Raw genomic sequence first — 21138 nt, forward strand, 5'->3', positions numbered from 1 at the left:
GGGCGCGGTGGGGGCAGCCGCTGGCTTGGCCCCCGCCTTGGGTGCGGGGGACGCCGGCGCCGTGCCGGCCGAGTCCAGGAAGTTCTGCGTGATGAACAGGGTGCCGCCGGCGTCGCGCACGACGGCGATCCCGACGGCGTCGAAGGCACCGTTCAGGATGTTTGCCCGGTGACCGGGACTGGCCATCAGGCGCTGGTGGGCGGCCTCGACGGAGCCGTTCATGGCGACGTTCTCCCCGAGGGCACGGGCACCGAGGGACGACCGGGTGGCCGCCGTCAGGTACGCGGGGTTGTGGTAGATGTCGCCCCGCTCGGCCATGGCCATGCTGTGGTCGGCGGCGATCGACGCGGCACGGGAGCTGATGGTGAGGCCGGCGAGGCCGGCGCCGGAGCGGGCCTCGTTGACCAGCTGCAGAAGCCGGTCGGCGGCGGCGGGGACGGCCGAGCGGCCGGCGGCCACGGGCGCGGACGGCGCCGGCGGCGGAGGTGCAGGGGCGGGCGTCACCACCGGCTCGGGCGTCGCTGGAGCCGCCGGGAGCGTCGGGACGGCGAGGACGGGCGGAGGGGGGACCGGGAGGGGCGCCGGCTGCGGCGACGGCGGCGGGGTGACGCACGGCGAGAGCAGTCCGGCGAGGCCGCAGTCGGCGGCGGCGGCCGGCGCCAGCGGGGCGGCGGCGACGGTGAGGCCGAAGAGGAACCCGGTGGCGGCGAGGCGCTTGATCATGCCCCAGTCGTCGTCGCCGGCTCACGGCGCATTGATCAACGGCCGCCCAACGGCCGCTCAAACTTGGCGGTTTCAGGCCGTTCGGCTGCCTCGGCGCCGTCGCTGTGAACGGGCGGTGACGACGTGCATGACCCATTCGCGCCGCACCGCGGGCAACGCCGCTCGGCCGCGCCGCGGTGAAGCCGGCGCGCCTGCGTCGTCGCTCACCCGGCCGGTGCGGGGTGAGTTGACGCCCGCCGGAGCGGCAGCGCCCCGTCGATAGCATCTCGCCATCGGACTGCCGTCACCCGACGGCGCCGCCCGCGGCGTCGCGCTCTCCGCTCCCGCCGTCGTGCTCGTCGCCGCCGCCTCCTACGCGACGGTGTCGCAGGGCGCGTTCTACGCGTACCAGTTCCGGGTGCTCGCCGGGCTCGTGATCCTGTCGCTCGGTCTGCTCGCGGCCCGCCGCCGGCCCGTGACGGTGGGCGGGCACCCCATGCCCCCGATGCTGGCCGGGTTCGCGGTGGTCGCCGTGATCAGCGGGTGGTCCGCCGGGAGCCTGGGGCGCGCCGCCCCGACCGTCGCCCTCGCCGCGCTGTCGTGGGTGGTCTTCGTGGTGGCGCGCCAGGCCGGGCCGGACGAGGGGGAAGCTCTGTTGACGGCCGTCGTCGCCATCGGCGTGCTCGCCGCCGTGACGGGCACGGTCGGCGTCGCGTTCCGCCGCGAGCCGCTGGCCCTGCTGGACGGGGGCTTGTGGCGGGCGGCTTCCACGCTCACCTACGCCAACGCCACCGCAGGCTTCCTCCTCCTCCCCGTGTTCCTCGCCCTCGGCCGGCTGGTGCACGGCCGCCGCTCGGTGCCGTGGTCCGTGGTCGCATACGTGCTGCTCGTCGGTCTCCTGGCCACGCTGAGCCGAGGCGGGATGGTTGCGTTCGTCGCCGGGATGGTCGTGCTCGCCGTCGCGTCGGGCCTGCGGCGCGTCGTGATCGGGACGTGGCCGGTGTTCGCCGGTGCCGGCGTCGCCGTGCTCGGCATCCTCCCCGGTCTACCCGACCGGCTCCCCGCACGCCCCGGTCTCGCCGGCGCCGCCGTCGCGGCCGGTGCCGCCGTCGTCGTGGTGGCCCAGCGGCGCGGCGCGGCGACGGTCGCCGCCCTCCTGGCCGCAGCCGCGGTCGCCGCCGGCGCCGGTGCAGGCCACGGCCTCGGCGGCGACGTGACCTCCACGCGCCTCACGTCGGCGTCGCCCGATCGCGTCGACGGTTGGGGCGCGGCGATCGACGTCCTCACCGCACGCCCGGTGCTCGGCGCCGGACCGGGCAACGCCACTTATGCGTACGTCGACGACGAGGGCGCCAGCATGACGACCCGCTTCGTCCACAACGAGTACCTCCAGCTCCTGGCCGAGACCGGGTTGGCGGGCACCGCCGCCATCGTCGCCGGCCTCGCCCTCACCCTCCGTCGACTGGCGACCGGGTCCGGGCGGCGGACGGCCACCGGAGCAGGCGCGCTGGCCGGCCTCGCCGCCTTCTGCGTGCACAGCGGCCTCGACTTCTTGTGGCATGTTCCCGCCCTCCCGCTGGCCGCTATGCTCGTCGTCGGCATCACTGCGGATCGCGGAGCCCGCTCCGGAAGCCATCCGGCGGTCGAGGCACCTGACCGGCTCCCTGCGTCCTGAACGCCCCCTTTCGCTAAAGCGAGATCCGATGGCGTGGTCGCGCACCAGCGCCGCGTCGGAAACGAGGTCGCCATGCCGCACACCACCGTTCGCCGCACGGCTTCGGTCCTCTCGGCCGTCGCCGCCGGAGGGCTCCTGGCCGTCGTCGTCCCCAACCTGCCGGCCCTGGCCGGCCACTCACCGCCCGTCGGCACGTGCTCGCCGCCCGTCGGCCACGCCTCCCGCCCCGTCGGCCATGCGTCCCCGCCGGTCGGGGACTGCTCGCCGCCCTTCGGCACGACGCGGCCCGGCCACGGGCACGGCGACGACAACCACGACCACACCGGTCCGCCCGGGCAACGCTGACGCCGGCCCGGGCACGGCTTCACAGGATGGGGCCGTCTTCGATCGGGGCGGCGGTCGCGGGTCCCGTCGACCGCTCACCGGCGGAGGTGTCGCGCCGGACGAGGGCGGGGTAGGTACGACGCCCGTTCGCCGTCCGGCGAAGTCGAGGGGAGACACAACATGCGAAGGGTTCTCGCGATATTGGCGGTCGGCATCGTGGGCGCCGTCGTCCCGGCGTCGGGCGCCGGAGCGACGCACACCGGCTGCGAGCATGCACGTACGACGACGGCGCACGCCACCGTCCCGCACGACAACCACCAGGCGCACCACAGCATCCCCTACTGCCCGCCGCACGACGCGCCGCGGCACAAGGCCATGGCGATGTAGATAGGGTCGGCCGCATCGACGAGCACCGGGGAGGCGGGCCGTGGCACCCGAGAGCGAGCTGAACACCGGTGCGGTCGCCGAGGGCGCCGAGGGCGGTGCCCACGACGCCTCGACGGGCGGGCCGCGTCGCAACGAGTCGTTGCGACGGGCCCTCCCGGTGGTCGGGCTGGTGGCCGCGGCGGTGGCGGTCCTCCCGCCCTACACGGCCTCCGACATCGGCACGTCCACGCGGGTGGAGGTGGCTGACCACGTGGTCCCCGCCGTGCTCATGGTCGTCCTGTCGCTGGTGGCGCTGGCCCGCCGCCGCCAGCCGGCGCCGGGGATGTTCCCGCTGGCCGCCGGTCTCGGCGTGCTCCTGGCCGGCCTGTGGATGACGGCCACCCATCTTCCGCTGGTGGCCCAGGCGTCACGTGACGAGGTCGACGCCGGGATCGCCGCCTACCACACCGTCCCCGGCCTGCTCGTCGTCGTCGTCGGGGTCGTGTGGGTGACGGCACACTGGAGCGACGCCTGAGAGTTCGTCTCGCGATCACGCGCCACCTGCCGGCGCGCAATCGCGATCTGAACGGTAGCGGCGGGACCGCCGCCAGCCCTCGACGGAGACGGCGGCCACGGCGACCAGCACCGCCATGGTGGCGGCGGTCGCCCCCCGGTCCACCGGCGCGGGGATCTCGTAGGTGACTCCGACAATGTCCTGGCGGCCCGTGTCGAGGTCGCCCATGCGGCTGTCGGTCCACGCCGCGAACGACGGGCCATCGGCGGCGACCAGCCCGAGCCGGGAGCCGAAGTCGACGCCCACGTGGGGGGGTGTGGACGGGCCGATGCGGGAGTCGAAGGAGTGGGACGACAGTCGGAGGTTGGCGAAGGAGCGCCCGCCGTCGGACGACGATGCCAGGGTGACGTCGTTCATCACGTCCACGGCGTCCCGGCGGCGGTCGAAGAACAGCACGTCGACCCGGCCGCCGGGCGCCACCGCCACCTTGGGCAGGTACTGCGTGGTGCCGTCGCCGACCGGGTTGTCGTTCACCCGGACGGCCTCGTCCCAGGTGCGGCCGCCGTCGTCCGAGCGGCGGAGGAGGACGTCCTCGTCCCCGTGGCGGCCGTCCGTCCACGTCACGTAGAGCCGGCCCGACCGACCCGCCGCCAGCGACGGGAACTCGGGCAGGAACACGATGAAGCGCCGGGTGGGGACCACGCCGCTCTCGAGCTCGACGCCCGGGCCGAAGGTCCGCCCGCCGTCCTCGGAGGCCGCCAGGACGAGGGCGAACTCGCCCTCCCACGGCGGTCCGTCCAGGTTCTGGAAGTCCCTGCGGTCGTCCTTGAAGTCCTGGTACAGCACGACCAGCCGGCCCCGCCCGTCGATGACGGGGCTGGCGGCACCCACCCGCTCCCGCTCCGGGTCGCTGACCTCGACCGGATCGGCGAAGGTGCGCCCGCCGTCGTCGGAGCGCGCCACCACGATGGGATGGGGCCCCCGGCCGAGCAGGCCGAGGCCGACCTCGGCGGCCTTGAGCCAGGTCACGAACACCGTGTCGCCCTCGCCGGCCACGATGCGGGCCTGGAAGGACAGCTCCCCGGCCACACGGGTGGGCGCCTCGAGGGAGCGACCACCGTCGGTGGAGCGGGTCACCCAAAGGTTGTCGGGGGCGTTCCCGTTGCCGGCCAGGTTGACGTAGCTGACGTAGAGGGTGCCGTCGGCCGAGAACGCGGCGTCGCCGGCGAACGGCCGGTCGAGCCCCTCGGGGAGCGGCAGCTCGGTGGTGCCCCACGCCCGGCCGCCGTCGAGGCTCCAGAGCAGCCTGGCCGAGTACGCCGGGCGGTCGACGCGGTACATGACCACCAGGTTCTGGGGCCGGCGGGGGTTGCGGGCCACGGTCGGCGTGTTGTTGGCGTCGATCGGCCCGGGCCGGTTGAGGAGCAGGTTCTTGCCGACCGTCGGGGTCGTGTCCCGGGTGGCGGCGCGGACGCCGACGACCGAGGCGCAGGCGAGCGCCGCCGCCGCCACCACGGGGAGGACGGCGGCGGCGACGCGCCTGGCGGTCATCCGACGGGCCGCGCGACGGCGGTCAGGCGGCCGCCATCCCCTCGATCGGCCGGTTGAGCCTCAGCGCCCCGGTCGAGCCGAGGAAGGCGGAGTCGCCGAAGGCGAAGACCCCGCCGTCGGCGGCCACGAGCCAGTAGCCCATGCCCGACGGGTTGGCGGCCATGCCCCGGATGGGCTGGTTGAGGGTGAGCGCACCCGTCGAGCCGAGGAACGTGGCGTCGCCGAAGGCGAAGATCCCGCCGTCCTCCGCCACCAGCCAGTAGCCCCGCCCCGTGGGCGTCGGCGCCATGCCGACGATGGGCTTGTTGAGCTTCAGGGCGCCGGTGGAGCCGAAGAAGGCGGCGTCGCCGAAGGCGAAGATGCCGCCATCGGAGGCGACCAGCCAGTAGCCCTTGCCGGTGGGCGTCGCCGCCATGCCCCGGATGGGCTGGTTCAGCCTGATGGCCCCCGTCGAGCCGTGGAACCGGGCGTCGCCGAAGGCGAAGATGCCGCCGTCGGCGGCCACCAGCCAGTAGCCCTGGCCGAGCGGGGTGGAGGCCATGCCCACGATCGGCTGGTTGAGGGTCAGGGCGCCGGTGGAGCCGAAGAACCCGGCGTCGCCGAAGGCGAAGATCCCGCCGTCGGACGCCACCAGCCAGTACCCGAGGTTGCGGGGTGTCGACGCCATCCCCTCGATGGGCCGGTTCAGCCGCAGGGCGCCGGTGGAGCCGAAGAACCCGGCGTCGCCGAAGGCGAAGATGCCGCCGTCGGAGGCCACCAGGCGGTAACCGGTCGACGAGGGCGTCGGCTGCGTGCGGTCGTGGACGAAGGCGTCGGGCCCCTCGTTGGTGTCGCCGGCGACCAGGTTGGTGGCGTCCGAGCCGAAGGCCACGAAGCGGCCGCCGAGGTCGAGGGACGGGAAGAACGACCCCTTGTCGGCCTGGCCGAGGAGGCGGGTGACGCTGGCCCGGGTGGTGGTCCCCGTCTCCCGGTCGTGGACGAAGATGTCGCTCACGCCGTTGGTGTCGCCGGCCACCAGGTTGGTGGACGGCGAGTCGAAGGCCACGTACCGGCCGTTGCCGCTGATGGACGGCACGAACGACCCGTCGTCCGCCTGCCCACCGCCGGTGGCGACGCTGACGCGTGTCGTGGTGCCGGCGACGAGGTCGCGCACGAAGATGTCGGGCCGGCCGTTGGTGTCTCCGGGCACCAGGTTGGTGGCCGCCGAGCTGAAGGCCACGTGGCGGCCGTCGGCGCTGATGGAGGGGAGCAGGCTCCCGCCCCCCGTCGCCTGCGCGCCCTCGTTGGTGACACTCGCCCGGACCGTGGTGTTCGCCACCGTGTCGCGCACGAAGACGTCCGGCTGGGCGTTGGTGTCTCCGGGCACCAGGTTGGTGGCGTTGGAGCGGAAGGCCACGTAGCGCCCGTCGGCGCTGATCGAGGGATCCAGGCTGGCGCCGCCCGCGCTCTGCCCGTTGGTGACCGTGAGGTTGACCCGCGTGGTGGTGCCGGCCTGGCGGTCCCGGAGGAACACGTCGGCCTGCCCGTTGGTGTCACCCGCGACCAGGTTGTTGGCATTGGCGCTGAAGGCCACGAAGCGGCCGTCGGCGTTGAGGTCGGGGTCGGACAGCGCGGCGCCACCGCCGCCGCAGGTGGTCAGAGCGCCACCCGTAGTGAAGCACGCCGCCTGTGTCCCGTCGCTCGAGACGCTCTCCCGGGTGGTTGCCCCGGTGGTGCGGTCGTACACGAACACGTCCCGGCCCACGGTCTCCGGGGACGCCGTCGGCGACGGCGGGTTGTGGTTGGTGTCGCCTGCCACCAGGTTCGAGGCACCGGAGCCGAACGCGACGTAGCGACCGTCGCCGCTTATGTCGGGGAAGAAGCTGGGGCCGTCGGCCTGCGCTCCGCCGACGCCGACGCTCACCCGCGTCGTGGCGCCCGTCTGGCGGTCGTGCACGAAGACGTCGTCGTCACCGTTGGTGTCGCCGCCGACGAGGCCCTGTGAGCGGGTGTGGAAGGTCACGTACCGGCCGTCGTCGCTGATCGACGGCGCCGGCAGGCCGCCCGCCGTCCCCTGGGCGCCGGTGGACGACACGCTCACCCGCACCGTGGCGCCTGGTGAGCCGGCCTGCGCCGGTGCCCCAAGCAGTGCCGTGAGCAGGGCCACCGCCGTCGCCGCCCCGCCGAACCGCCGGGCACGCGCGTGCCCTCTCCTCGACCATGTGACCATCGGTGATCCCTCCCGTCCTGCCCGGGAGCGAGCCCGGGGCACTGGGCGAAGCCGGAACTATACGGGCGCGGCGCCGTCCCGCAAAGCTGTCGCCAAGGGTATTGGAAGACCGGCGCCAGTATGTAATACTCCTCATGGCAACTAGAGCGGCGTGGGACTACCTGGCAGTAGGTGCAGAGTTCCAGTTGGTGGCAGGGACGTCAGTCGACAACACGACGGGTACCCGCCTGTGGACGGGTCACCGGGAGAAAAGGGGACAACATGAAGGACCTCAAGAGACGACGGTTGGCCGTCGCAGTGGCCGGCGTCGTCGCCGTGCCGGTGCTGGCCGCCTCGATCGCCTACGCGTGCGGTGCGCTCGCCAGCTTGTCGGTCAGCCCGGCTTCGGGCGACGTCGGCACCACGGTTCACGGCTCCGGCAAGGGCTTCAGCAACGCCCACGGCAGCTCGCCGTCGACGGAGCCCGTCTACGTGCGGCTCGGGAGCCGTACCGGCGCCATCCTCTGGGAAGGTCGTCCGGATTCCGCCGGCGACATCTCGTTCGCGTTCACCGTGCCGAACGTCGCGCCCGGCTCGTACACCATCCTCGCCACCCAGAACAACGCTGATGGTACGCCCGCCGCTGGCACGCCGGCCCGGGCGACGTTCCAGGTGACCGGCCCGGTGGCCGCTCCCGTCGCCGCGACGCCCGCCATCCCCGAGGACCCGGCGCCCGCTCCGGCGACCGCCGCCGCCCCGGCTCCGGCCCAGTCGGCTTCGCCCGCCCCGGCCGCCACGCCGGCCCCGGCTCCGGCCACCCGCACCCGGGTCGCCCCGGCTCCGGCCGCCGCCGCCGCTCCGGCCCCGGCTCCGGCCGCCGCCCCGGCCCCGGCCATCGCCACCCCGGCTCCCGAGGCGATCCCGGCTCCGGCCGCCGCCGCCCCGGCCGCTCCGGCCGTCGCCGCTCCGGCTCCCGCCGAGGAGACGTCGCCCGTGACGGCACCGGCCCGCCGCTCCGCCACCGTCGAGACCGCCCCGGCATCGAGCAGCACGCCGTGGCTGGCCATCGGCCTGGTGGGCATCGGCCTCCTGCTCAGCCTCGCCGCCTCGGCGATGGTGCTGGCCGGCCGTCGTGAGGAGAAGGCTCCGGTCGAGGTTCGGCGGTAAGCGGTCAGTTCGTCGCTCGACGCGATCGAAGGGGCAGCCCTCGGGCTGCCCCTTCGGCACGTCTGGAATAGAGTTCGGCACTAGGTTGGTCCCGCAGAGGTCGACAGCCGGTCGGAGGCGGGCATCGGCGAGGAAGCCGTGGAGCGAGCGCCCGCTCCATCCACGGCTCCGTACCCGGCCGGGGGGCGGGGCGCACGGGTACGGGGCACGACGAACGGAGGGGACCGTCGGTGGGAGCGTCAGAGATGTCCGGGGCACGGGCGGCGGCCAGGCGGTTGCCGCCGTCGAAAAACCGGAACGCCATGCTCGTCGGGGCTGCGGGCGTCGGCCTGCTGCTGGTCGGCATCGGCCTGGTCGTCGCCGACGGTGACGACGCCGAGCAGGCCGAGGTGGCGTCGGGGACGAACGTGGCGGTCACCGGCGCCGTCGCCGACCCACTGGTCGCGTTCAACTCGCCCGCCATCGTCGCCAGCCCGACCGATCCCGAGACGATGGTCGTGGCCGCCCGGGTGGACCGGCCCCAGCTCGGGGCCGCCGTCTACCGGTCGGCCGACGCCGGGCGCACCTGGTCCGCCGTGGAGCTGCCCCTGCCCGCCGGCGAGGTCCGCGCCCATGCCCCGGACCTGGTGTTCGACGGCGCGGGCACGCTCTTCGCCACCTTCCACACGGTCTCCGATCCCGAGAACAACCCCACCGCCATCTGGCTCGCCCGCTCCGACGACGGCGGGGCGACGTTCGAGCCGGCCACCAGGGTGTCCGGCCCGTTCGGGTTCCAGCCCCGCGTCGCCGCCGGTGAGGGGGGCGACGTGCACGTGGTGTTCGTCCAGGCGTCCGAGGCGGTGGCAACGGTGCGGAACGGTTTCGGGCCGCCTCCCAACCCGGTGATGGCCGCCACGTCGAGCGACGGTGGCGCCACGTTCGGCGATCCCGTCCAGGTCAGCGCCGACGAGCGCGAGCGGGTCGGGGCGCCGGTTCCCGTCGTCGGCCCCGGCGGCCGTCTCTACGTGCTCTACCAGGACTTCGGCGACGACGCCGACGACTTCGAGGGCCGACCGAACCGGTCGGTCCACGAGGGCGACTTCGCGCTCGTGCTGGCCCGGTCGACCGACGGCGGGGAGAGCTTCGAGGAGGCGAGCGTCGTCGACGACGCCGTCGTGCCGACGGAGCGCTTCAACCCCTACTGGCCCAAGGCACCCTCGATCGCGGTGGACTCGTCGGACGGCGCCGTCTACGTCGCCTGGGCCGACGGCACCAACGGTGACTCCGACGTCTTCGTCCGGCGGGCGCCCGCCGGCGGCGGCGAGTGGACGGCCAGGACCCAGGTCAACGAGGACGGCTCGGCCCCCGAGGCCGACCAGTACCTGCCCGTCGTCTCCGTCGCACCGGGCGGCCGCGTCGACGTGGCCTTCCTCGACCACAGCGGCGACGCCGACAACGTGCTGGCCGCCGCCGCCCTGGCCACCAGCTTCGACCGGGGCGAGTCGTGGCGCACCGTCGTCGTCTCCGACCGCATGTTCGATTCCCGCGTCGGCCCGACGTCGCCCGACGCCGGCAACGCCGATCCCGGCAGCCGGATCGGCCTGGTGAGCCGCGCCGACGAGGCCCTCGTCACCTGGACCGACACCCGCCACGGCAGCGAGGACACCGGCCGCCAGGACGTCTACTTCGCACCCGTCCGTCTCGTTCCCCGATGAGCCGACAAGGAGACACCCACAGCATGCACAGCAGACGCACAAGCCGGCGGACGATCGCCCTCCTCCTGGTGGTGAGCACCCTGTTGCTCCCGGCTCCCGGAGCCGAGGCGCAGAGTGTGGGCCAGCTGCGGGCCACGCCCAACCAGAACCTCGGCGATTACGACGCCGACGGCCGCGGCCGCGACCGTCCCGGCCTGGCCGTGAACCCGGCCGACGCCAGCCACGTGGTGGAGACCGAGCTCGACCTCCTGGCCGGCAACTGCAACTACAACGTGAGCTTCGACGCCGGGCGCACGTGGCCGGTCAAGGGCACCTTCCCCAACGCCCCGGGGTTCCCGCCCGCCAACAGCCCCTACCCCAACCCGATGTGCGACCCGAACGGTGGGGCATTCGACGGTGCCGTCGCGTTCGGCTCCGGGGGCAACGTCTACAGCGTGTTCGCCTCCCGCCCGACGACGGACGCCGGCCAGTCGCTCATCGTGGTCCGGTCGACCGACGGCGGCCGCACCTTCACCCCCGTCGTCGCCGCCCTGTCGCCTGTCGCCACCACCGCGTACCGGCTCCCCGAGATCGGGGTGCACCGCAACGGCGGCGCCGGTGGCGCCGACCGGCTCTACGTCTCCACCTCGGCCACGCTCGCCGCCGGCAACCGCGCCATGGCGGTCGTGTCGAACGACGGCGGCCTGACGTGGTCGCCGCCGGTGGACGTCAGCGGCAACGTCGCGTCGCTGGAGCCGTCGGTGCCGGTCGTGGCACCGAACGGCAACGCCTTCATCGCCTACCGGGGTCAAGGCACCAACTCGTTCATCTTCGTGGCGAAGTCGGTCACGGCCGGAGCGACGTGGACGAGGGTTCAGGCCGCCCCCGTCCGGGCCTACGACGACCAGGTCAACGCTCCGTTCACCAACTCGTCGTTCCCCCGGATGGCGGTCGACCCGAACAACGGCCGGCTCTACGTCGTCTACATGCAGGGGCCGCCCTTCCCGGGGCCGGGGGTGCGCCAGGACCACTTCATCCATCCCGACGTGGACGTGCTCCTGATCCGCTCCGCCGATCTGGGCGCCACCTGGGACACGCCGATCCGGGTGAACGACGACCCCGTCGGGTCCGGCGCGCCTGGCGTCGGCCCCGCCCAGCGCCACCCGCGCGTTCTCGTGTCGCCCGACAGCCGGGTCGACGTCGTGTGGCAGGACCGTCGCCACGCCTACCGGGCACCGACCCACTCCCACCTCGGCAACGGCGAGGCGCGCATGGGCGACACCTACTACGACTACTCCCTCGACGGCGGCCAGTCGTTCAACCAGGACCGCCGGATCAGCGACAAGACCCAGAACCTCGACGTCGGCTACGACCACTACGGCCAGGCCTACTGGTCGTGGGGACCGGCCCTCGCCCACATCGGCGACGGCGAGGTGCTCTTCGTATGGGTGGACTCGCGTGAGGGCAACTTCGACAACGAGAACCAGGACGTCTACCTCGGCCGGATGAACCTCCGGGCGCCGGCGGAGATCCCGGTGGAACGGATACCGGAGTCCGTCCGGCCCGCACTGTCGGTGGAGTTGTCGAAGTGGGCCTACCAGGGCGGCTCCCAGGCGGTCCTGAACGTCGGCTTCTCCAACCGTGAAGTGACCCGCCCGGTGATCGTCAACGAGCGCGACCCCGCCGCCGCCCTGGCCGGCGCCGTGCTCTCCCGGGCCCACCTCGGCCCGCTGCTGGCCTCGCCCGGTGGCCGGCTCTCGCCCGAACAGCGGGCCGAGGTCGACCGCATGGACCCGATCGGCGCCTTCGTGATCGGCTCCGAGGCCTCCCTCTCGGCCGGCGTGGTGAGCGACCTGGTGGCGGCCGGCGTCCCCGGCGACCAGGTGACGCGGCTGGCCGGGGCCAGCCCGGCGGACACCGCCCGGCTGGTGGCCCTGAACATGGACCGGCGCACTGACGAGCAGCGCGCCGGTGGCGTTCCCGCCTTCGACGCCGCCATCGTCGTCAACGCCAACACCAAGGAGGCGGCCGCCGCCGCCGGGCTGGCCGCCCACCGGCGCCTGCCGATCCTCTTCGTCGAGACGGGCGGCATTCCCCAGGCCACTCTCGACGCGCTCGCCGCCCTCAACATCACCACCACGCTGGTGGCCGGCGGGACCGGCGCGGTGAGCGACGCCGTGCTCGGGTCCCTGCCCGGCGCCCGCCGCCTGGCCGGCGACGTGTACGCGGCGTCCGAGGCGTTCGCCGGTGAGTCGGCCGGGCGGCTGGTGCCCACCAACATCGTCTACGTGGCCGACGGTGAGCAGCCGGTGGACGCCGCCCTGACCGCCGCCGCCGCGGCCCGGGCCGGCGGGCTCGTTTTGCTCACCCCGGGTGCGGACCCCGTGGCGGCCGAGGCCGCCCTGAACCGCCTCGGCCTCCGCAACGGCGTGGACCGCCTCATCGTCGTCCGCTCGTTCGCCTCGCTCGGTGGCCCGGGGTACCGGCTCGTCGCCAAGGACGGCGGCGTCTTCGCCTTCGGCGGCGTGCAGTTCTTCGGCTCCACCGGCGGCATCCGGCTCAACCGGCCGATGGTCGGCGTGGCCGACACCCCGAGCAACCTCGGCTACTGGCTCGTGGCCGAGGACGGTGGAGTCTTCGCCTTCGGCGACGCCGTGTTCCACGGGACGACGGCGCGGCTGCGGCTGGTTCAGCCCATCGTTGCCATGGCGCCGACCCCGTCCGGAGGCGGCTACTGGCTCGTCGCCAAGGACGGCGGCGTCTTCGCCTTCGGCGACGCCCAGTTCTTCGGATCGACCGGCGGCAGGCCGCTCAACCAGCCGGTGGTCTCGCTGGTGCCGACGCCCACCGGGCTCGGCTACTGGCTGGTCGCCGCCGACGGCGGCGTCTTCGCCTTCGGCGACGCCCGGTTCCAGGGCTCGACGGGCGGGACGAGGCTCAACCGGCCGGTCGTGGGGGCGACGGCCACGCCGACGGGCAACGGCTACCTGCTGGTCGCCTCCGACGGCGGCGTCTTCGCCTTCGGCGACGCCGTCTTCTCCGGCTCCACCGGAGCAATCCGGCTCAACCAGCCCGTCGTCGGCATGGACACCACGCCCACCGGCCGCGGGTACTACCTGGTGGCCTCCGACGGCGGCGTCTTCGCCTTCGGCGACGCCGTGTTCTCCGGGTCGACGGGCAGCATCAGGCTGAACCAGCCGGTGGTCGGGATCGCCGCCGCCGACTGAGGAACCGCCGCCGGGGCGCCGCCGCCTCGGCGGCGGCGCCCGGGCGCGAGGCGGCCCGGTCGGCTGTGAGCCTCCGGCGGCCGGGGGGCCGGTCACGGTCCGCCGGCGAGAGGCCGCTGGCGCGGGTCCGGCGGCAGGACGGGGCGGTATGCGCCCCTTCTTGCCGCCGGAGCGTCACGCCCGCGCCCCGGGCCGCTGCCTCGGTTCGTCGCGCCCAGGGGCGGGCGTTCGCTTCGGCCTCCGGGCCGTCGGCCCTCGGCCTCCGGGGGTGCCGGCCCTGCGCTCCGGCAGGACGTCAGCCGGTGCGGAGCACCGGCGGGACGTCAGCCGGTGCGGAGCGACGTCGGGCCGCTGCGGCGCTGGGGGCGGACGTCGGGGGTGGGCGGGAGGCCCTTGGGAAGGTCACCGAGGAGGTCCTGGAGGTCCTGGTGCTCGAGGGTCTCGACCTGGACCAGCTGCTCGGCCAGGCGGTCGAGGTGCTGGCGGTAGGCGGTGATCACCGCACGGGCCCGTTCGTCGCCCTTCTCCAGCATCTTGCGCACGGCCCGGTCGGCCTCCCGGGTCAGCTCGTCCGAGTGCTCGGGGGCGTAGGCGCCGTCGCGGCTGGAGATGGCGACCGGGCCGATGTCGTCGCTCATCCCCAGCTCGTAGACCATCTGGCGCGCCATCGAGGTGGCCCGGACGAGGTCGGCCGACGACGCCCCCGAGGGGTCGCCGTAGACGACCAGCTCGGCGCTGCGACCGGCCACGAGCGAGGCGATCTCCTGCTCGTACTGCGAGCGGGTGCGGAGGCGGCTGTCCTCGGTCGGCAGGCTCCACGTGCCGCCCAGGCTGTGCCCGCGCGACACCACGGAGACCTTGTCGACCGTGGCGGACGTGTTGAGCACCCAGCCGACGATGGCGTGGCCGGCCTCGTGGTAGGCCACGCGGCGCTTCTCCTCCGGGCCCAGGATGCGGCTGTGCATCTCGGGGCCGGCGATGACCCGTTCGATGGCTTCGCTGATGTCGGTGTTCCCGATCTCGGTCTTGCGCTTGCGGGTGGCCAGCGTGGCGGCCTCGTTCATCACGGCCGAGATCTCGGCGCCGCTCATGCCGATGGTGCGCCGGGCGAACCGGTCGAGGTCGACGTCGGGGGCGAGCGGCTTTCCCCGGGCGTGAACCCGGAAGATGGCGGCACGGCCCGTGAAGTCCGGCACGTCGATGACGATGTGGCGGTCGAAGCGCCCCTTGCGCATCAGCGCCGAGTCGAGCATGTCGGCCCGGTTGGTGGCCGCCATGAGGACGACGCGCTGGGCGGCGTCGAAGCCGTCCAGCTGGACCAGCAGCTCGTTGAGGGTGTTCTCGCCCTCGGCGTTGCCGGTGTCGCCCATGGAGCGGGCCCGGCCGACGGCGTCGATCTCGTCCACGAAGACGATCGAGGGGGCGGCGGCCCTGGCCTTCTGGAACAGGTCGCGGACGCGGGAGGCGCCCACGCCGGCCAGCATCTCCACGAACGCCGATGCGGAGACGGAGAAGAACGGCACCCCCGCCTCGCCGGCCACCGCCTTGGCCAGCAGCGTCTTGCCGCAGCCGGGCGGGCCGAGGAGGAGCACGCCCCGGGGCGGCTTGGCCCCCATGCGCTCGAACTCCTCGGGCGACTTGAGGAAGTCGCGGACCTCCTTCAGCTCCTGGATGGCCTCGTCGGCCCCGGCCACGTCGGCGAAGGTGACCTCGCTGCCCTCCTCGGAGGCGTACCGGTTGGCCCGGGCCCGCCCCAGCAGTGCGAACTCCTCCGTGCCGCCTCCCCGCCGGATCGAGTACATGAGGCTGAACAGGACGACGAGGGAGACGACCGGCAGCAGGAACGTGGTGGCCAGCTTGAGGATGTTCTTGCCCGTCTGGCCGTCGATCCGCGTCGTGACGCCGTTGGTGGTGGCGTCGGTGAGGATCTCCTCGGCCAGGAGGTCGAACGGGCCGACGGAGGTCCACCAAGGGCCGCGCTCGTCGGTCCCGACCATGCGGTGGTCCTCGGCCAGCAGGGTGAGATTGGTGATCTCCTTGTCGCGGATGCGCTGGACCACCTCGTCGATGCTCACCTCGCGCCCCGGCGTGTGCGGCCGGATGGCGTTGAGCACCACCGCGTAGACCACGACGAGGAAGACGAGGAGGACGGCGAGGATCCCGGTCGGCGTCTTCAGCTTGGAGAGGACCCGCCGGGCGCGACCCTGGTCCTCCTCGAGCAGGGGCGTGCCGCGTCGCTTTTTGTCGGCCACCGGACCACGGTAACAGTTGGGCCGTCCCTATCTGCCGCTCCGCTGCGCCGCGCTACGTCCCGGTGGCCGTCATCGCGACGATGGGACGGGCCAGGGCCAGGTTGCCGGTCGAACCGAGGAAGGCGGCGTCGCCGAACGCGAACACCCCGCCGTCCGACGCCACCAGCCAGTACCCGCGACCGCTCGGGGTCGGCGCCATGCCCACGACGGGCCGGGCCAGGGCGAGCCCGCCCGTCGAGCCGAGGAAGGCGGCGTCGCCGAACGCGAACACCCCGCCGTCCGACGCCACCAGCCGGTAGCCGCGGCCGCTCGGGGTCGGCGCCATGCCCACGATGGGCCGGGCCAGCGGGAGGGCGCCCGTCGAGCCCAGGAACGGCGCGGCGCCGAAGGCGAACACCCCGCCGTCGGACGCCACCAGCCGGTACCCGGGTGGTGGGGCGGGTGCCCGCACGGGGACGCCGGCGGCGGCGAGGGCGGCATCGGCGTCGAGCAGCCCCGCCCCGTACTCCGGGTCCCGCCCGGGAGTGCCCCGGTCGGCGGCGGTGGCGACCACGAGCGAGGCGGCCTGCGCGGCCGTCACCTCCGGCCGGGCGCCGATGACGAGGGCCACGGCGGCGCTCACGAGAGGCGCCGAGTAGCTGGTGCCGGACCGGAACCGCGTCCCCCCTCCGGGTGCGAGCACGTGGATCTCGTGGGCGGGGTCCCCGTCGCCCGTGCCGCCGGGCGCCACCAGGTCCACGAACGGCGCCACCGTCGAGTAGCCGGCGCGGGCGCCGTCGAACCCGGTGGCGCCGACGGCGACCACGTCCTCGACGGCCGCGGGGTACTGCGGCGTGCCCGACGTCCCGGAGTCGCCGGCCGAGGCCACCACCACGGCGCCCCTGGCCCGGGCGTAGGCGACGGCCTCGGCCTCGTTCGGGTCGGGTGTCGTGTACGACGAGCTGACGTTGACGACGCGGGCGCCGTGATCGGCGGCCCAGCGGATGCCCGCCACGGTGGCACTGCGCGACGGGAGGCCGTCACCGTCCTTGACCATGACGACGCGGGTGTCCCAACCCAGGGCGGCCAGCCCGCCGCCGTTGCCGGTGGCGGCGGCGACGACGCCGGCCACGGCCGTCCCGTGGCCCGACGGATCGGTGTCGCCGGGGGGGAGCGGAGCGCCGACCGTGGCGTCCCAGCCGGGGACCAGCTTGGCGGCCAGGTCGGGGTGGGTGGCGTCCACGCCCGAGTCCACGACGGCGACGATGGTCTCTGGCGACCCGTGGGTGCGGTCCCACGCCGCCGGCGCCCTGACGGCCCGCAGTCCCCACTGCGACGGGTACCCGGGGTCGTTCGGCACCTCGGCGTACGAGCCGGCGTCGTCGGGCGTCACGGCGGCGTCGAGCCGGGCAGCGGCCAGGGCGGTGGCGGCGGCGAGGGGATCACCGGCGAAGCGCACCACACCGCCGCCGACGGCGCGGACGGCGGCCAGGCCGGCGGCCCCCAGGACGTCCGTCGCGGCGCCCGACGACGGCTCGTCGACGACGGTGTACCAACGCCGCCGGCTCTCGGCGGACGCGGCGACCATGGCAGGCGTCGTGGGGGCGATGCCGGTGGCGGGCGCCGATGCCGCCGCCGACCACGAGAACGCCCCGGCCGTGCCCAGCACCCCCTCGTCGATCACGAGCCGGAGGTGGTGGTCGCCCCGGGCCTCCACGGTGACGGGGCCCGCCCGGCGCCACGAGGTGGGGTCGCAGGACGGCGTGACGGTGGCGCCCGCCGCCTCGAGCATGCGGTCGGAGCCGGAGCAACCGGTCGCCGCTCGCCCGTCGACGTCCACCAGCACCCGAGCGGCGGGCGGCGCGGCGGCCTCGCGGGTGACGAGGTCGAACGCCCACCGGTCGGCGTCGCACGCACGGGTGGCGCCCGCCGCCACCAGCCCGTGGGCGGCCCCCTCGGCGAAGCCGGAAGCACCGGCCGGGCAGCTGGCGCCCCATTGGGGCGGGGCCGCTCCGGCGGCGGGGGGCGATGCCGGGGCGGCGATGGCCACGAGGGCGCCGGCGGCCAGGGCGGGCACGACGCCGCGCGTTCGACGCCGGCCGGTCCGGGACGCAGGCACCGCCCGACCCTAACCGGGCTTGTGCGTGGCACAGTTCCGGTCGTGCCCGCCACCGCCTTCGCCATCGCCCTGTTCCCCGGCGTCGAGGAGCTCGACTGGGTGGGGCCCTGGGAAGTGCTGTCGGGCTGGGCCGGGCGCTGGCCCGAGGACCAGGTGTCCGCCTTCACGGTGGCCGACACCGACGGCGTCATCACCTGCGCCCGGGGCGCACGCGTGCTGGCCGACCACACGTGGGCGACGGCGCCGCCGTTCGACGTCCTCGTCTGGCCGGGCGGCCCGGGGACGCGCCCGCTCCTCGGGGACGAGGGGGTGCGCAAGCGCGTGCGCTCGGCGTCGGAGGCGGGCGCCGTGCTGGCCAGCGTCTGCACCGGCGCCCTGGTCCTGGCCGACGCCGGCCTCCTCGACCACCGGCCCGCCACCACCTACTGGTCGTCCTTCGACGACCTGCGCCGGCTGGCCCCCGGCGTCGACGCCCGCCCCGACGAGCGCTACGTCGACGACGGCGACGTCGTGACGGCGGCCGGCGTCTCGGCCGGCATCGACATGGCGCTGCACCTCGTCCGGCGGTTCCACTCGGTGGAGCGGGCACGGGAGGTACGGCGGTTGATCCAGTACGACCCCCAGCCGCCCGTGTGACGCGACGTCCTGCGGCCGTCCGCAGGAGCACCTACGATCCATGGATGCGTGCCGGGGGCAGGTGCGTCGCCATGGTGGCGTGTCTCTCGCTGCTGGTCGCTGCATGCGGCGGTGGGGACGGCACGGGCGAGGCGGCCGGGGGGACGCCCCCGTCCGCCGACCGGACCACGACGACGGCCCCGGCGGGGGAGACGACCGTCGTCAGCCGCGCCGCTCCGCGTTGGGAGACGGTCACCACGCTCCAGGGCTCGGGCCCCTCCCGGACCGCCGCCTTCACGATCATCGACAGCGCCATCCAGTGGCGCGTCCGGTGGACGTGCGACGCCGGGCGCCTCACCATCACGAGCGATCCGCCCCCTCGCAAGCCGCGGCCCGTCGCCGAGGGCACCTGCCCGGGCAAGGGCGAGGGGTTCGGCATCCACACCGGTTCGATCCGGCTGGACGTGGCGACGACCGGGCCGTGGACCGCCGTCGTCGACCAGCAGATCGACACGCCGCTGGTCGAGGCGCCGCTGGCCGGGATGGCGCCCGAGACGCTCGTCGGCGCCGGCCCGTTCTCGCCCGTCGAGATGGAGGGGAAGGGCACGGCCCGGCTGTACGAGCTCGCTGACGGGACGCGCCTCGTGCGCTTCGAGGACGACTTCGAGGTCTCCACCAACACCGACCTGTTCGTGTGGCTCAGCGAGGCGGAGGCGCCCAAGACCAGCGAGGAGGCGGTCGCCAGCCCGTTCGTCCAGCTGGGCAACCTCAAGTCGACGCTCGGCAGCCAGAACTACGTCGTCCCGGCCGGTGTGCCGACCGACAAGGTCCGCTCGGTCGTCATCTGGTGCGCGCCGGTGGCCATCGCCTACGCGATGGCGCCCTTGACCCGATCGTGAGCCGCCCGCCCCTGTGCAATCGAGGAGCCGCATGGTGTCCCGCACTTCTCTGACGTCGAGCCCGCGTCGACGGGCGGGAGCCGCCCTGATCGCCGCGCTCGTCCTGGCCGCCGCCGCGTGCGGCGACGGCGACGGCGGAGAGGACGGTGCCTCCACCGGTGAGCCGGTGGTCGAGACGAAGGCCGAACCGAGCGCGGGAAGGTGGCGCACGTGGGTCCTCAACGCGCCGGACGAGATCCCCGTGCCTCCGCCGCCGGGCGAGGGGTCGGCCGGGGCCCGGGCCGACGAGGAGGAGCTGCGGAAGCTCGCCGACGAGCGCACGCCGGAGGTCGAGGACATCATCCGCAAGTGGGCCGGCGAGGGCGAGCCGGTGAGCGCCCCGTGGGTCGAGATGGCCCTCGAGTTCGTCTCGGCTCGGGAGAAGGACCCGCCCAACTCGTCGCGTGCCTACGCCCTGGTGAGCGTGGCCGCCTACGACGCCATGGTGGCCGCCTGGCACTACAAGTACGAGTACGACCGGGAGGCGCCCGACGTGGTCGAGCGGCTGTCCGGGCCCGGGCCCGACCCGTCGTACCCGTCCGAGCACGCGGTCATCGCCGGGGCCACCTCCCGGGTCCTCGCCTACCTGTTCCCCGAGCGGCCGGCCCTGCGGCTGGAGGAAGCAGCCGACCAGGCCGCCCTGTCGCGGGTGCAGGCGGGTGCCAACTGGCCGAGCGACATCGACGCCGGCCTGGCGCTCGGCACGGCGATCGGCGACAAGGTCGTGGCCCACGCCAAGGCGGACGGCGCCGACCGGGAGTGGGACGGGACCCGTCCCGGCGGCCGGCCCCGCTACTGGGAGCCGCCGACCGGCTCGGTCGCCAACCCCGTCCAGCCGCTGGCGGGGACGTGGAAGACCTGGGTGATGGAGAAGGGCGACCAGTTCCGGCCCGGCCCGCCGCCGGTGTTCGGGTCGCCGGAGTTCCGGGCGCAGGCGGAGGAGATGGTCCGGGTCAAGGCCGAGCTCACCGAGGAGCAGAAGCGCAAGGCGACGTTCTGGGCCGGCGGCCAGGGGACGCCCCTGCCCGCCGGCGTCTGGAACGAGGTGGCCCTGGCCTATCTCCGGGACCGCCAGCCGAGCGAGCCCCAGGCGGAGCGGGCGATGGCGCTGGCCAACGTCGCCATGGCGGACGCCGGCGTCGCCGCGTGGGACGCCAAGTACGCCTACTGGGACCCCCGGCCCGAGAACGGGGTCCAGGACCTGGGCGTGGACCCGGCGTGGAAGCCCTACATCGACACGCCGTTCTTCCCGTCCTACATCTCGGGCCACGCCACCTACTCCGGCGCGGTGAGCGAGGTGCTCTCCTACCTGTTCCCGGACAACGCGGCGGAGTTCCGTGCCAAGGCGGAGGAGGCGGCGAACGCCCGGCTGTGGGGCGGCATCCACTGGCGGAAGGACAACGAGGTCGGCCTGCAGGTCGGGGAGAAGATCGGCCGGCTGGTCGTCGACCGGGCCGAGGCGGACGGGGCGCCCGCCGCCGACTGAACCGGGCCCTGATCAGGGCCGGAAGCGCAGGCCCTGGTTCGATCGCCCGCGCTCCGCGCTGCCGCCACCGGCACCGCCGCCCCACAGGAGCAGCTCCTCCCCGGTCCATGCCGTCGCCCCGTTCGCCGTGCCGTCGCCCGGGGCGCGGGGGAGCAGCTCCCATCCGTCGCCCTGTCGGTACCGCGCACCGTTGCCGTAGATCCGATCGTCGCCCCCGCCCCAGATGAGGACCTCCTGGCCCGTCCACGCCATGGCGTGGCCGCCGCGCGGCGCCAGGGTGTCGAACTCAGGGAGCGGCTCCCAGGTGTCGGTCGCCGGGTCGTACGTGGCGCCGTCGCCCACATGGCCGCCCGCCCCCCCGC

General features: G+C 74.5%; 16 protein-coding genes. 10 read left to right on the plus strand and 6 right to left on the minus strand.

What is annotated here, in order from left to right; genetic code table 11:
- Positions 1–723, minus strand: a 723-nt coding sequence (locus VM242_11780) for a CAP domain-containing protein (protein HVM05842.1), incomplete at its 3' end; no start/stop codon positions are given.
- A gap of 331 nt (positions 724–1054) precedes the next feature.
- On the opposite strand from VM242_11780, the gene VM242_11785 reads away from it, so the two are divergent.
- The 4 genes from VM242_11785 to VM242_11800 all read left to right on the plus strand — a co-directional run bounded on the left by VM242_11785 (position 1055) and on the right by VM242_11800 (position 3602).
- Positions 1055–2377: an O-antigen ligase family protein gene (locus VM242_11785; GenBank protein ID HVM05843.1), complete on the plus strand. Its 1323-nt coding sequence runs from the start codon at positions 1055–1057 to the stop codon at positions 2375–2377.
- Positions 2378–2449: 72 nt separating this feature from the next.
- Positions 2450–2722, plus strand: a complete 273-nt coding sequence (locus VM242_11790; GenBank protein HVM05844.1) for a hypothetical protein — start codon at positions 2450–2452, stop codon at positions 2720–2722.
- 180 nt (positions 2723–2902) lie between these two features.
- The gene (locus VM242_11795) at positions 2903–3088 is read left to right on the plus strand and encodes a hypothetical protein (protein HVM05845.1); all 186 of its coding nucleotides are present in this window, start codon (positions 2903–2905) and stop codon (positions 3086–3088) included.
- 40 nt (positions 3089–3128) lie between these two features.
- Positions 3129–3602, plus strand: a complete 474-nt coding sequence (locus VM242_11800; GenBank protein ID HVM05846.1) for a hypothetical protein — start codon at positions 3129–3131, stop codon at positions 3600–3602.
- Between the two features lie 15 nt (positions 3603–3617).
- Here the strand turns inward: VM242_11800 and VM242_11805 are convergent, their stop codons facing one another.
- Positions 3618–5132, minus strand: a complete 1515-nt coding sequence (locus VM242_11805) for a sialidase family protein (protein HVM05847.1) — start codon at positions 5130–5132, stop codon at positions 3618–3620.
- A gap of 22 nt (positions 5133–5154) precedes the next feature.
- Complete coding sequence (locus tag VM242_11810) at positions 5155–7212, minus strand: hypothetical protein (protein ID HVM05848.1); 2058 nt, start codon at positions 7210–7212, stop codon at positions 5155–5157.
- Between the two features lie 390 nt (positions 7213–7602).
- Between VM242_11810 and VM242_11815 the strand changes: the two genes are divergently transcribed.
- The 3 genes from VM242_11815 (at position 7603) to VM242_11825 (ending at position 13387) form a co-directional block, all read left to right on the plus strand.
- A complete protein-coding gene (locus VM242_11815; GenBank protein HVM05849.1) occupies positions 7603–8487 on the plus strand; it encodes a hypothetical protein in 885 nt (294 codons plus the stop codon).
- A gap of 302 nt (positions 8488–8789) precedes the next feature.
- Positions 8790–10181, plus strand: coding sequence for a sialidase family protein (locus tag VM242_11820; GenBank protein ID HVM05850.1), 1392 nt, complete (start codon positions 8790–8792; stop codon positions 10179–10181).
- Positions 10182–10204: 23 nt separating this feature from the next.
- Positions 10205–13387, plus strand: a complete 3183-nt coding sequence (locus VM242_11825) for a cell wall-binding repeat-containing protein (GenBank protein HVM05851.1) — start codon at positions 10205–10207, stop codon at positions 13385–13387.
- 323 nt (positions 13388–13710) lie between these two features.
- Here VM242_11825 and ftsH read toward each other — a convergent pair whose 3' ends face one another.
- Complete coding sequence (gene ftsH, locus VM242_11830; GenBank protein ID HVM05852.1) at positions 13711–15639, minus strand: ATP-dependent zinc metalloprotease FtsH; 1929 nt, start codon at positions 15637–15639, stop codon at positions 13711–13713.
- A gap of 52 nt (positions 15640–15691) precedes the next feature.
- On the minus strand, positions 15692–17737 hold the full coding sequence (locus tag VM242_11835) for a S8 family serine peptidase (GenBank protein HVM05853.1): 2046 nt from the start codon (positions 17735–17737) through the stop codon (positions 15692–15694).
- A gap of 42 nt (positions 17738–17779) precedes the next feature.
- On the opposite strand from VM242_11835, the gene VM242_11840 reads away from it, so the two are divergent.
- The 3 genes from VM242_11840 to VM242_11850 are packed head-to-tail and all read left to right on the plus strand — an operon-like array spanning position 17780 to position 20776.
- Positions 17780–18373 carry a DJ-1/PfpI family protein gene (locus VM242_11840; GenBank protein HVM05854.1) on the plus strand — a complete coding sequence of 198 codons (594 nt, stop codon included), beginning with the start codon at positions 17780–17782 and terminating at the stop codon, positions 18371–18373.
- Between the two features lie 44 nt (positions 18374–18417).
- Positions 18418–19251 carry a DM13 domain-containing protein gene (locus tag VM242_11845; GenBank protein ID HVM05855.1) on the plus strand — a complete coding sequence of 278 codons (834 nt, stop codon included), beginning with the start codon at positions 18418–18420 and terminating at the stop codon, positions 19249–19251.
- Positions 19252–19285: 34 nt separating this feature from the next.
- Entirely contained in the window at positions 19286–20776 is a 1491-nt protein-coding gene (locus tag VM242_11850; GenBank protein ID HVM05856.1) for a vanadium-dependent haloperoxidase, read from the plus strand.
- Between the two features lie 12 nt (positions 20777–20788).
- On the opposite strand, the gene VM242_11855 is transcribed toward VM242_11850, so the two are convergent.
- The coding region (locus VM242_11855; protein HVM05857.1) for a hypothetical protein at positions 20789–21138 on the minus strand (350 nt) is incomplete at its 5' end.

The sequence above is a fragment of the Acidimicrobiales bacterium genome (assembly GCA_035540975.1).
Taxonomy (GTDB): Bacteria; Actinomycetota; Acidimicrobiia; order Acidimicrobiales.